Annotated in this window: 13 protein-coding genes; 5 read left to right on the forward strand and 8 right to left on the reverse strand. The window is 69.4% G+C overall.

Annotated elements, in window-relative coordinates; genetic code table 11:
• Nucleotides 1-74 precede the first annotated feature (74 nt).
• Complete coding sequence (locus ON33_RS02410) at nucleotides 75-1247, forward strand: acyl-CoA dehydrogenase family protein (protein ID WP_040854308.1); 1173 nt, start codon at nucleotides 75-77, stop codon at nucleotides 1245-1247.
• Nucleotides 1248-1295: 48 nt separating this feature from the next.
• Nucleotides 1296-2108: an enoyl-CoA hydratase/isomerase family protein gene (locus ON33_RS02415; protein WP_040854311.1), complete on the forward strand. Its 813-nt coding sequence runs from the start codon at nucleotides 1296-1298 to the stop codon at nucleotides 2106-2108.
• Between the two features lie 33 nt (nucleotides 2109-2141).
• Here the strand turns inward: ON33_RS02415 and ON33_RS02420 are convergent, their stop codons facing one another.
• From ON33_RS02420 to carD, 6 genes are all read right to left on the reverse strand, one after another.
• Nucleotides 2142-2420, reverse strand: a complete 279-nt coding sequence (locus ON33_RS02420; RefSeq protein ID WP_040854314.1) for a DUF4190 domain-containing protein — start codon at nucleotides 2418-2420, stop codon at nucleotides 2142-2144.
• A gap of 113 nt (nucleotides 2421-2533) precedes the next feature.
• Complete coding sequence (rlmB, locus tag ON33_RS02425) at nucleotides 2534-3517, reverse strand: 23S rRNA (guanosine(2251)-2'-O)-methyltransferase RlmB (protein WP_040854317.1); 984 nt, start codon at nucleotides 3515-3517, stop codon at nucleotides 2534-2536.
• A gap of 262 nt (nucleotides 3518-3779) precedes the next feature.
• A complete protein-coding gene (gene cysS, locus ON33_RS02430) occupies nucleotides 3780-5180 on the reverse strand; it encodes a cysteine--tRNA ligase (RefSeq protein WP_040854320.1) in 1401 nt (466 codons plus the stop codon).
• A 45-nt stretch (nucleotides 5181-5225) separates the two neighbouring features.
• Nucleotides 5226-5693, reverse strand: a complete 468-nt coding sequence (gene ispF / locus ON33_RS02435; protein ID WP_040854587.1) for a 2-C-methyl-D-erythritol 2,4-cyclodiphosphate synthase — start codon at nucleotides 5691-5693, stop codon at nucleotides 5226-5228.
• A 14-nt stretch (nucleotides 5694-5707) separates the two neighbouring features.
• Nucleotides 5708-6454 carry a 2-C-methyl-D-erythritol 4-phosphate cytidylyltransferase gene (gene ispD / locus ON33_RS02440; RefSeq protein WP_281033178.1) on the reverse strand — a complete coding sequence of 249 codons (747 nt, stop codon included), beginning with the start codon at nucleotides 6452-6454 and terminating at the stop codon, nucleotides 5708-5710.
• Nucleotides 6455-6456: 2 nt separating this feature from the next.
• Nucleotides 6457-6945 carry an RNA polymerase-binding transcription factor CarD gene (carD, locus tag ON33_RS02445; RefSeq protein WP_025346809.1) on the reverse strand — a complete coding sequence of 163 codons (489 nt, stop codon included), beginning with the start codon at nucleotides 6943-6945 and terminating at the stop codon, nucleotides 6457-6459.
• Between the two features lie 487 nt (nucleotides 6946-7432).
• Between carD and ON33_RS02450 the strand changes: the two genes are divergently transcribed.
• Both ON33_RS02450 and radA read left to right on the forward strand, forming a co-directional pair.
• Nucleotides 7433-8065, forward strand: coding sequence for a copper chaperone PCu(A)C domain-containing protein (locus ON33_RS02450; protein WP_051151567.1), 633 nt, complete (start codon nucleotides 7433-7435; stop codon nucleotides 8063-8065).
• 241 nt (nucleotides 8066-8306) lie between these two features.
• Nucleotides 8307-9707 (forward strand): DNA repair protein RadA, encoded by a 1401-nt coding sequence (gene radA, locus ON33_RS02455; RefSeq protein ID WP_083868530.1) that lies wholly within the window; start codon nucleotides 8307-8309, stop codon nucleotides 9705-9707.
• A 139-nt stretch (nucleotides 9708-9846) separates the two neighbouring features.
• Here radA and ON33_RS02460 read toward each other — a convergent pair whose 3' ends face one another.
• Both ON33_RS02460 and ON33_RS02465 read right to left on the reverse strand, forming a co-directional pair.
• Nucleotides 9847-10500 (reverse strand): DUF4232 domain-containing protein, encoded by a 654-nt coding sequence (locus tag ON33_RS02460; protein ID WP_040854327.1) that lies wholly within the window; start codon nucleotides 10498-10500, stop codon nucleotides 9847-9849.
• A gap of 129 nt (nucleotides 10501-10629) precedes the next feature.
• Complete coding sequence (locus tag ON33_RS02465) at nucleotides 10630-11253, reverse strand: carbonic anhydrase (RefSeq protein WP_040854594.1); 624 nt, start codon at nucleotides 11251-11253, stop codon at nucleotides 10630-10632.
• A gap of 176 nt (nucleotides 11254-11429) precedes the next feature.
• Between ON33_RS02465 and ON33_RS02470 the strand changes: the two genes are divergently transcribed.
• Nucleotides 11430-12296 (forward strand): HhH-GPD family protein, encoded by an 867-nt coding sequence (locus ON33_RS02470; RefSeq protein ID WP_245550263.1) that lies wholly within the window; start codon nucleotides 11430-11432, stop codon nucleotides 12294-12296.
• The last annotated feature ends 102 nt before the right edge of the window (nucleotides 12297-12398 follow it).

A 12398-nucleotide genomic window follows, 5' to 3' on the forward strand; every position in this document is an offset into this window, starting at 1 on the left:
GGCTGCCTTCAGTCGGGTGGGGCGATCGTCGTATGCTCGGCTCGACTGTGACCCACGACGGATGGTGACCAACCATGATCGACTTCTCGATTCCCGCCGACCTTGCTGCCGAACGCGATCGGGTTCGCCAGTTCGTCATCGACAAGATCGTGCCCTTCGAGCGCGACCCGCGCCTGACCTCTCATGGCCCCAATGACGAACTGCGCCAGGAAATGGTCGAGCTGGCCCGCGCCGAGAAGCTGCTCACCATCCAGGCCCCGGTGGAACTGGGCGGCCGCGGCCTGACCCACGTCGAGCAGGCCGTGCTGTACGAGGCGGCCGGCTGGTCCACCCTCGGCCCGGTCGCCATGAACTGCGCCGCGCCCGACGAGGGCAATATGTTCCTGCTTTCCAAGATCGCGAATCCCGAACAGACGCAACGCTTCCTGCAGCCCGTCATCGACGGCCACCAGCGCAGCGTCTTCGCCATGACCGAGCCGGGCGGCGCGGGCTCCGACCCCAACCAGCTCGCCACCGAGGCCACCTTCGACGGCGAGAACTTCACCATCAACGGCCTCAAGTGGCTGATCACCGGCGCCGATGGCGCCAAGACCTGGATCATCATGGCGCGCCTGGCCGCCAACCCGCACCTGCCCGAGGGACCCACCCTGTTCCTCTGCGAGGGCGACGCGCCCGGGATCGTGATCGAACGCGTCATGAACACCATGGACCGCAACTACGTCGGCGGCCACGCGGTGGTGCGCTTCGACAACCTGGTGCTGCCCAAGGAGGCCCTGCTCGGCGAGACCGGCCAGGCGCTGCGCTACGCCCAGTTGCGGCTGGCCCCGGCCCGCCTCACCCACTGCATGCGCTGGCTGGGCGCGGCCGAGCGGGCCCAGGCCATCGCCGTCGACTACGCCAAGACCCGCACCGCCTTCGGCAAGACGATCGGCGAGCACCAGGGCGTGTCGTTCATGTTGGCGGACAACGAGATCGCGCTGCACCAGTGCCGGCTCACCATCTGGCACGCCTGCTGGCTGATGGACCAGGGCCACAAGGCCCGCCACGAATCCTCCATCGCCAAGTCGTACGTCTCCGAGGAGCTGTTCAAGGTCACCGACCGCTGTGTCCAGGTGCTCGGCGGCATCGGCATCTCCGACGAGACCGTGGTCGAGATGATCTTCCGCGACATGCGCGCCTTCCGTCTCTACGACGGCCCGACCGAGGTGCACAAGTACGCCATCGGGCGGCAGATCCTGCGGGGATGAGGTGAGGTCCCGGGCGCGGCGTCGCCCGGGTGACTAGGATTCTGGCGCATGAGTTCGGAATTGCACGTGGACGTCTCCGGCGGCGTCGCCGTGCTCACGCTCAACCGGCCCGCCCAGCAGAACGCACTGACCCCGGCCATGGCGTCAGGTCTCGGTGCGGCACTGAGCCGCTGCGACAAGGACGACGCCATCGGCGCGGTCGTCATCACCGGGACCCCGCCCGCGTTCTGCGCGGGCGCGGACCTGTCGCTGAAGGTGGGCGAGGTCAACGGCCTGATCGATCCGCCCCCGTTCCGGATCCGGAAACCGGTCATCGCGGCGGTGAACGGGCATGCGGTGGGCATCGGCCTGGAGATCGCGCTGCAGTGCGACCTGCGCTATGTCGCCCGTGACGCGGTCTACGCACTCAACCAGGTCCGCCGCGGCGCGCTCGCCGACGGATTCGCGCACTGGACCCTGCCCCGGCTGATCGGCAGCGCCCGCGCCGCCGACCTGCTGCTCACCGGCCGCACCTTCGACGGCGACGAGGCCTACAACCTGGGCATCGCCAATACCTGCCTGCACGCCGCCGAGGTACTGCCCACCGCCCTGGATGTGGCCCACGACATCGCCCACGGGTCGGCTCCGCTCCCGGTGGCACTGTCCAAGCGGCTGCTGTGGGAGGCCCCCACCATGGCCCCGGACACCGTGGGCCGCCTGGAAACCGAGCTCAACGACTATGTCGCCAAGAGCACCGACGGCGGCGAGGGTGTCGCGGCCCTCAAGGACCGGCGCCCGCCCAAGTGGACCGGCAGCGTCAGCGGCGAATGGCCCGCGTGGGATGCCGTGACGGGTGGCGAGCACCGGCCCGGACTGGACTGATCGGGCCCTCCGGGTCCGGTCGGGTCGTTCGGGCTAGGCGCGGCCGCTGATGGCCATCAGCAGGAAGATGCAGCCGAAGACCACCATCAGGCAGGTCCCGATGACCCCGAGGACGTAGCCCACCACGACCTGCACCCGGCCACCGAACCGGCCCTCCCCGGCTTCGATCTCGTTCAGCGCCCGGCGTCCCAGCGCCCAGGCGATCGGCCCCAGCGCGCCGCAACAGAACACGCTGAGCGCGCCCAGCAGCAGGACGGCCGTCGCGTGCTCATGCTCGACGGGGGAACCGAGGGGCGGCTGATCGAAGACCACCGCCCGAGTTTACGGGCGGAAGCGCTCCGGCGGGAGGCAGACGCGCGGTGTTCGCTTGCGCCGCTTGATTATCGGCGCTCAGCGCCCCGGATTGTGATGGTCAGGTGACCGATTCAGGCCCGGCGCTGCCGTGCCACCTCGGCCAGCACCACGCCCGCCGCTACCGAGGCATTGAGCGACTCCACCGGACCCGCCATCGGAATGCTCAGAATCGAGTCGCAGTTCTCGCGCACCAGGCGTGAGAGACCCTTGCCCTCCGAACCGACCACGATGACCGTCGGTGCGCTGCCGTCGAATTCGTCGAGGGTGGTGTCGCCGCCCGCGTCCAGGCCGACGATCTGATAGCCCTTGTTGGCCCAATCCTTCAGCGTGCGAGTCAGATTCGTAGCCCGCGCGACCGGAAGCCGCGCTGCCGCACCGGCACTGGTGCGCCACGCCACCGCCGTGACGCTCGCGCTGCGCCGCTGCGGGATCAGCACGCCCTGGCCGCCGAAGGCCGCCACCGAACGGATGACCGCGCCGAGGTTACGGGGGTCGGTGATGTTGTCCAGCGCCACCAGCAGCGCCGGCTCACCCGAGTTGTGCACGCGGTCGATGAGATCGTCCGGATGCGCGTACTTGTACGGCGGCACCTGCAGTGCCATGCCCTGATGCATGGCGTTGTGGCTCATCTTGTCCAGGTCGGTGCGCGGCACCTCCAGGATCGAGATACCGATCTCGGCGGCCGTCTTCACCGCCTCCGAGAGCCGATCGTCGTTCTCGGTGCCATTGGCGACATAGAGCGCCGTGGCGGGCACGCCCGCCCGCAGGCACTCCACCACCGGGTTGCGGCCCAGCACCAGCTCCGGGCCCTCGCTGTCCTTGCGGCCGGCGATGGGCCGGGCGGCATTGCGTGACCGGGTGGTGGCGGCCGACGCCTCGGCCTTGGCCTTCGCCTTGGCGCGCTTCGCCGCGACGTGGTAGACCCGGTCCTCGGCCTTGGGCGTCGCGCCCTTGCCCTCGAGCCCGCGGCGGCGCTGCCCGCCGGAGCCGACGGTCTGCCCCTTCTTGCTGCCTGCCTTGCGTGTCGCCCCGCGTCGCTGGGAATTGCCTGCCATCACTTCGCCTTCCGTATCAAGCGGTCACCCGCCTCGAGCCGGCCGCGGGACGAACCCGCTCACGGTCGATCATGCGGGAAACCTGCCTCCGGTCGGCGCAGCGAGAGGCTGCGCCCATGTCAAAACTTTCGCGCTGCACCGAAGCAGCGCCCCCGGATCGGCCACGAGCCGCGCGGCCGTTCTGGTCGCGGGGATTCGGCATTGCCGGAGGGACGCTAAGAATTGTGCCCCATGTTGCGCCGCGCCCCCGAATGCGGTGCGCTCACTTCTTCTCCTTGGCCAGCGACCACTCCGCACCCTGCGGCGTGTCGGTGACCTCGACACCCGCGGCCTCGAGCCGGTCGCGGACCGCGTCCGCGGTGGCCCAGTCCTTGCCGGCGCGGGCCTGCTGACGCCGGTGCAGCTCCGCGCCGATCAGCACATCGAGCGCGGCGATCGCGGCGGAATTGTCCGCGGGCGCGGCCCAGTGCTCGTCCAGCGGATCCACGCCGAGAATGCCCAGCATGGCCCGGACCTGTCCGGCCACCATCCGCGCGCCCGACAGGTCACCCGCGTCGAGGGCCTTGTTGCCCTCGGTGACCACGCCGTGAATCTCGGCCAGCGCCTGCGGAACCCCGAGATCGTCGTCCAGCGCGGCGGCGAAGCCCGGGGTCCAGGTGCCGACCGGCACGTCGCCGGTCCGCTCGGCCACCCGCAGCACGAAGGACTCCAGCCGCTGGTATCCGGCGGCGGCCTCGGTCAGGGCCTGATCGGAATACTCGACCATGGACCGGTAGCCGACGCTGCCCAGGTAGTAGCGCAGCTCGACCGCGCGTACCCCGACCCGTTCCAGCACATTCGGAATGGACAGCACATTGCCCAGCGACTTGGACATCTTCTCGCCGCCCATGGTCACCCATCCGTTGTGCAGCCAGTAGCGGGCGAATCCGTCCCCGGCCGCGCGCGACTGCGCGATTTCGTTCTCGTGGTGCGGGAAAACCAGATCCATTCCGCCGCAATGAATATCGAATTCCGATCCGAGATAGAACTCGGCCATGGCGGAGCATTCGAGATGCCAGCCCGGGCGGCCCGGACCCCACGGCGAGGGCCAGCTCGGCTCACCCGGCTTGGCGGCCTTCCACAGCGTGAAGTCGCGCGGATCCTTCTTGCCCTGGCCCGCGCTCTCACCCTGGTGCACGTCATCGAGCCGATGCCCGGACAGCTTTCCGTAGTCCGGGAAGCTCAGCACGTCGAAATAGACATTGCCCTCGGAGGCGTAGGCGTGGCCGCGCTCGATGAGCCGTTCCATCATCCCGGCCATCTGGGTGATGTGCCCGGTCGCGCGCGGCTCGGCGGACGGCGGCAGCACGCCCAGCGTCTCGTAGGCGCGGTCGAAGGCGCGCTCGTGCGTCGCGGCCCACTCCCACCACGGGCGGCCGTGCTCGGCCGCTTTGTTCAGAATCTTGTCGTCGATATCGGTGACATTGCGAATGAAGGCGACGTCGAATCCATTGGCGGCCAGCCACCGTCGCAGCACATCGAAGGCGACGCCACTGCGCACGTGCCCGATGTGGGGTTCCCCCTGAACGGTCGCGCCGCACAGGTACACCGAGGCTTTGCCAGGGACCAGCGGCGTGAATTCACGCAGGGTCCGCGTCTCGGTGTCGAAAAGGCGCAGAGTCACGACAGAGCATCCTAGCTGTTGGGAATTGGGCGGATTACGGGTGCGTCAGGCGCGACAACACAGCAGCGCGGTGGCCACCGCCGCCACGCCCTCGCCGCGGCCGGTGAGGCCCAATCCGTCGGTCGTGGTGCCGGACACCGAAACCGGCGCACCCAGAATCTCGCCCAGCACCTGCTGCGCCTCGGCCCGTCGCGGACCGATTTTCGGGCGATTCCCGATTACCTGTACAGCCGCATTGACAATGGTGAATCCGGCCTCGTCGAGCAGTCGCCGGACTTCTTTCAACATGGCCGCGCCCGACACGCCCGCCCATTCCGGGCGGCCGGTGCCGAATACCGCGCCCACATCGCCGAGACCGGCGGCCGACAGCAGCGCGTCGCACAGCGCGTGCGCCGCCACATCACCGTCGGAATGTCCCGCGCAGCCGCTGTCGCCCTCGAACAGCAGGCCCGCCATCCAGCAGGCCCGGCCCGGTTCGACTGGGTGCACATCGCTGCCGATGCCGGTGCGCAGCGCCATGGGATCCATCACGGGGCGATCACCGCCTCGCGTGTCGTGTCCAGTCCACCTGCGGTGTCGTCCGAATCACGATGGGCGACCAGCGTATTGGCGAGGACCAGGTCCAAGGGCGTGGTGATCTTGAAAGCCAGGGCGTCACCGAGCACCGTGTGAACGGTCGCGCCGAGCATCTCCACCAATCCCGCATCATCCGTCGCCTGTGTACCCATAGCGTAGGCGTCACGCAGGAGAGCGGCGTCGAAGCCCTGCGGAGTCTGGACGGCGCGCAGGCCGGATCGATCCGGGGTGCCGGTCACGGCGCCGGTCGCGTCCACCGCCTTGATGGTGTCGGCGACCGGCAGCGCGGGCACCACGGCCCGCGCGCCCGCGCACAGCGCGTCGACCACGCGGGTGATGAGTGCGGGAGGAGTCAGGGCCCGGGCCGCGTCGTGCACCAGCACCAGGGTGGCGTCGGGCGCGGCCGCGAGACCGGCCCGCACCGAATCGGTGCGCTCGGCGCCGCCCGCGACCACATGCACGGGCACGGCGGACGCGGGCAGCAGAGCGCGGGTCTCGGCGACGAGTTCGGTGGGCACCATAACCACAACGTCGTCGACCGATCCGGAATCGATCAGCCCCTGGACCGCGCGAGTGAGCATGGGACTGCCGCCGACGTGGACGAACGCCTTCGGCTTGTTCTCGCCGAGACGCACGCCCATGCCGGCGGCAGGAACCAGAGCGACGACACGACGGCCGTCACCGGGTGTAGTTTTCACGGTCAGGAAGCCGCTGCGAGAACCTCGTCGAGCAGGGTCTCGGCCTTGACGTCGTCGGTGCCCTCCGCGAGCGCGAGCTCACCGACGAGAATCTGACGAGCCTTGGCCAGCATCCGCTTCTCACCGGCGGACAGGCCCCGGTCCTGCTCACGACGCCACAGGTCGCGAACGACCTCGGCCACCTTGTTCACATCGCCGGAGGCGAGCTTCTCGAGGTTGGCCTTGTAGCGACGGGACCAGTTGGTCGGCTCCTCGGTGTGCGGAGCGCGCAGCACCTGGAAGACCTTGTCCAAGCCCTCCTGGCCGACGACGTCGCGGACGCCGACATACTCTGCGTTCTCTGCGGGAACCCGAACGGTCAGGTCGCCTTGCGCGACCTTCAGGACCAGATACTCCTTTTGTACACCCTTGATGGTGCGGGTTTCGATAGCTTCGATCAGCGCCGCTCCGTGGTGGGGGTAAACGACGGTGTCTCCGACCTTAAAAATCATGTGTCCCGTGCCCCTTTCGATGTTCACAGTTTAACATGCGACTCGGTAACGGCGCGATCAACGGCGCAGGTCAGGGCCACAACGGAGCGGCGGCGGGGCTTGACAGAACACGAATCGTGTGCATCTTGTTGTGGCATAAGGGGATAGCGCATCGCGTAGTTCGCGTGCATATGCGAGTGCGTACTTCGCATACGCGACCGAGCGCCCTCGCATAAACGACATTGCATCACTCGGGAAGTGGTCTCCGAATCTCTGTCAGGCCCCCTGACACATCCCACCGGGTCGCTCCGCGAGATCCCGCGCGATGAGCGTTGTGACATCTCGCGCATTGCGCGCGCGGCATCCGGGGCGGAACCCGGGACGCACCGGCGGGGCCGCGCCACGCGCACGCGACACCGCCCGCGTGTAGAGCGGGGCGGGGGACGCATTACTCTCTTTGACTACTACTCTCCATAGTGGAGTTAGCCCGGTCGACATGGAGGACCCCGTGACTGCCCTGAAAGCCACCACTGCGTCGAAGCCGCGGCGGCGTGCCGTGACAGTTGCTGCACTCGCTGCGGGTGCGGTGCTCGCGCTGTCGGGTTGCGGCGCTGGTCAGGTCTCGCAGACCGCCACCCAGGTCGCCGCCGTCAACGGCAACAGCGCCGATGTCGGTTCCATCGCGCTGCGCAACGTGCGCTTCCTGCTCCCGCAGACCGAGGAGTACAACAACGCCAAGGGCGGCAAGGCCGTGCTGGCCTTCAGCGCCGTCAACCTCAGCGACAGCAAGACCGACCAGCTGGTCAGCATCAGCACCGAGCTGGGCCAGGTGAAGATCGCCGACAAGATCGAGCTGAAGCCGTCGGCCACGGTCGTCGCCGACAAGCCGACCGCCAAGGACGCGGCCCAGGCCGCCGCCCTGAAAGAGCAGAACGCCGGCGAGTCCGCCGCCGACCCGAACGCCAAGCCCGTCCTGATCGAGGTCACCGGCCTCACCAAGGACGTCACCCCGGGCCTGACCTACCCGCTGACCTTCGTCTTCAAGGAGGGCGGCACCGTCGTCGTCAACACCCCGGTCGACGCCGGCGCGAACAACCCGCGCCAGGAGCCCGCGAAGCAGGAGAAGGGCGGCGAGCACTGAGCTCCCGCTAGCAGCCTCTGACAGCGCCCGCCCTGAGATCTCAGGGCGGGCGCTGCCGTGTTCCGATCAGCAGTCAGGTTCGCGGCCGTCTCGATTCTGGACCGCGGCTGGAATAGACCTCCGCCTTGGAGCGGGGGAGCGGAGGCGGGACGAATCGAGACCTCGGGGCCGTGAACCCGCCCGGAGCGCAGCGGAGGGCAAATGAGGCAACGTGTCGGCGGCGCTGGCTAGGCTGCGCGGCGTGGCCAAGGTGAAATCGCTGTACCGGTGCGCGGAGTGCTCGCACGAGGTCGCCAAATGGGTTGGGCGCTGCCCGGATTGCAATGCTTGGGGGACCATCGAGGAGATGGCGGCCTCCTCGTCCGCTGCGGCCGTCGGACGGCGGGCGATGCTGCCGAGCACGGCGGCGGCGCCGATCTCGAGCATCGACTCCAACAAGACCCAGGCGCGCTCGACGGGGGTGTCCGAGCTGGATCGGGTGCTGGGCGGCGGGATCATTCCCGGATCGGTGGTGTTGCTGTCGGGGGAGCCCGGGGTGGGCAAGTCGACGCTGCTGCTCGAGGTGGCGCACCGGTGGGCGCGGGCGCGCGACGAGATCGCGCTGTACGTGACCGCGGAGGAATCGGCGGGGCAGGTGCGGCTGCGGGCGGACCGCACGGGCGCGGTGCACGACAAGGTGTACCTGGCCGCGGAATCGGATCTGGCGACCATTCTCGGGCACGTGGACCAGGTGAAACCCTCACTGCTGGTGGTGGACTCGGTGCAGACCATGCTGGCCGCCGACGCGGACGGCGTGATCGGCGGTGTCACCCAGGTGCGTTCGGTGACGGCGGCGCTCACCTCGCTGGCCAAGGCGAGCGGGATCGCGGTGCTGCTGGTCGGGCACGTCACCAAGGACGGCGCGGTGGCCGGTCCGCGCACGCTCGAGCACCTGGTGGACGTGGTGCTGCAGTTCGAGGGCGACAAGCACTCCTCGCTGCGCATGGTGCGCGGCATCAAGAACCGCTTCGGCAGCACCGACGAGGTCGGCTGCTTCGAGATGCGCGAGGCGGGAATCCATTGCGTGGACGACCCTTCGGGCCTGTTCCTGCATCATCGGGGCGACGCGGTGCCCGGAACCGCGGTGACGGTCGCCATGGACGGCAAGCGGCCCATGCTGGGCGAGGTGCAGGGGCTGACGGTGGACACCCAGGCGCCCGCGCCCCGGCGCGCGGTGAGTGGGCTGGACTACAACCGCGTTTCCATGGTCCTGGCTGTCCTGCAGAGCCGCGGAGGCGTGTTCGTGGGCAAGCAGGACGTCTACGCGGCCACCGTGGGCGGTATGCGGCTCACAGAGCCCGCGGCGGATCTGGCTGTCGCGCTTGCCATTGCGAGCGCCAGCCAGGATCTGGCGCTGCCCAGCGGCCTGGTGGTACTGGGCGAGGTGGGCCTGGCGGGCGAGGTGCGCCAGGTGACCGGGCTGAGCCGCCGGCTGGCGGAGGCGGAGCGACTGGGTTTCACCGAGGCTCTGGTGCCGCCGGGCGTGGAACGCACCGGCCGCGGTATGAAGGTGCGCGAGGTCACCGATATTCGTGCCGCCCTTGCGGTTACCGGGTTGCGCCGGCGGCGCGGCGCGCCGGCTTCGGTGGAAATGGCGGAATGACAGCCGAAATCGAATGAGGTCGCGGAATCGAATTCGATTCGGATCGGAATTCGGTTCGCAATTACCGGAATTCTGGATAAACGGCGGAGGCCGGGATCCGAGCGCTCGGATCCCGGCCTCCGCCGTGGTGTGCTGAATTTCAGGCGAGATTGAACGGCTCGGGGGCGCTGCGGACCGAACCGAGTTGTGCCACAACGGTGTAGGGACCGGCCGGGACGGGAACGCGGTCGCCGGCACAGTTGGGCTGGGAGGTCGCGCCCGACCAGGTGACGGTGAAGGCGGCCTGCTGGCCGGGGGCCAGGGTGCGCATGTCGGGGGTGCCGTCCGGGTAGCAGTCGGTGCTGGACCACAGCTTGCGCTGGCCGTCCAGGGACTGCACCTGGACCAGTTGCAGGCCCGATCCCATGTCGCGTTGGCACGGGGCGTTGGAGATGTTGGTGATGACGATGCCGAACTGCGGTTGGTCGCCGATCTTGTAGGTGGGCTGCCCGACGGTCACCTTCACGGCCAGCGACTGGTCGGCGCACAGGGCCTGCGCGGCCGGGGCGGCTCCGGAGGGCTTGGCCGCGCCCGCATCCGCGGCGCTCGTGGTGGCGCTGCCGGAGGGCTTGGACGTGGCGGTGGCGCTCGGGGTGGTGCTCGCCTTGGCGCCCGTCGTGTGGTCGGGGCCGCCCTTCAACAGCGCGAAGGCCACCCAGATCACCAGCGCGAGGCCGAGCACCATCGCGCCGACCGCGGCGACGCGGCGGCGCCAGTAGATTTCGGGTGGCAGTGGTCCGTTCGGTTCCAGCACGGTGACAACGGTAAGGGCACCATCCTGGTCACCCCGAGCAGGGTCTCGGCGTGTCGTACGTGAAAGCGCTTACGGGGGCGGTAAATTCCGCCGCCCGCGGCGCGAATCGTGCATCCCCGGCAGAACCGGCTACACCACTTCGCCGATATTGCCGATGACGCGGTGCAGCTTGATCTCACCGTCGCCGAGGTTGTAGGTGACGCAGGCGATGGCGCACTCGCCGGTGGCCACGCGCTGGGAGATGATCATCGACCGCTGCATGAGCAGGCGGGCGGTCTCCTCGACGTGGCGGGCCTCGAGCTCGTCGACCGACGACAGGCCCTCGCGGCGGCCGATGAGGATGGAGGGGGTGACGCGTTCGACGACCGAGCGGATGAACCCGCCGGGCACATTGCCGTGGTCGAGGGCGTCGATGGTGGCGCGGACCGCGCCGCAGCTGTCGTGGCCGAGCACGACGATCAGCGGCACCGACAGCACCTGCACGCCGTATTCGATGGAGCCCAGCACCGAGGCGTCGATGACGTGGCCGGCCGTGCGGACCACGAACATGTCGCCGAGACCCTGATCGAAGATGATCTCGGCGGCGACGCGAGAATCGCCGCAGCCGAACAGGACTGCCGAGGGCTGCTGCCCGGCGACGAGCTTGGCCCGGTCGGCCGCGCCCTGGCTAGGGTGCTGCAACGTGCCGTTGACGAAGCGCTCGTTGCCTTCGCGCAGGGCTTTCCAAGCACTGATCGGGTTGTTATGCGGCATGCGTCCCATTTTCCATAGCCCTTTGGTTACCGGCGAGTCCTCAGCGTTACGGTCCGGCAAAGACGCGCTGTCCGGATCGCCGCGCGCCCGGTGAGCCGCCGGGTGGGCGGAAACCGGCCTCGCCGAAATGGATACCATCGCGCGTGGCGGCGTGTGGGATTTCGGGAGGATGCGAAGTGGACAGCGATGCGCTCATCGACTGGTATCGCGAGACCGCGCGGGATCTGCCGTGGCGGCGGCCCGGTGTCACCGCGTGGCAGATCCTGATGAGCGAGATCATGCTGCAGCAGACACCCGTGGTGCGGGTGGAGCCCATCTGGCGGGAGTGGGTGGCCCGCTGGCCGGTGCCCTCCGCCATGGCCGCCGCGCCGCAGGGGGAGGTGCTGCGCGCCTGGGGCAAACTCGGCTATCCGCGGCGCGCGCTGCGCCTGCACGAGTGCGCGCGGGTGCTGGCCGAGGAGCACGGCGACGAGGTGCCGGCCGATGTCGAGGTGCTGCTGAGCCTGCCCGGGATCGGCGCGTACACCGCCCGGGCCGTGGCCTGCTTCGCGTACGGGCAGCGAGTTCCGGTGGTGGACACCAATGTTCGCCGCGTGGTGGCGCGGGCCGTGCACGGCCGCGCCGAGGCGGGCAATCCGGCGAACCGCGATCTCGCGGAGACCGAGGCGCTGCTGCCCGCGCGGGTCGAACGGGCCGCCGTCATGTCGGCGGCTCTGATGGAGCTGGGCGCGGTGATCTGCACCGCCCGGACCCCGGAGTGCGAGCGCTGCCCGCTGCCGGCGTGCGCCTGGATCAGCGCGGGCCGCCCGGCCTCCGAGGTGGTGCGGCGGGTGCAGAAGTACGAGGGCACCGACCGGCAGGCGCGGGGCCGGCTGCTCGACGTCCTGCGCGGCGCGTCGGGTCCGGTGGAGCGAGTTCGCCTGGACCTGGCCTGGACTCGCGATCCGGGCCAGCGGGATCGGGCCCTGGACTCGCTGCTCGTCGACGGCCTCATCGAGCAGACGGCCGACGGTCTGTTCGCGCTGGCGGGCGAGGGCAGCTGACCCGCGAACGCCCCTCCCGGGCCGAGGGGTGGTCGTCCGGGAGGGGCGTGCGGGGGCGATCTGCCGCCCCTCATGCGGTAGATCGCGGTGTCGCAGCAGGTT

This window comes from Nocardia niigatensis NBRC 100131, from assembly GCF_000308655.1.
GTDB classification, from domain to species: domain Bacteria; phylum Actinomycetota; class Actinomycetes; order Mycobacteriales; family Mycobacteriaceae; genus Nocardia; species Nocardia niigatensis.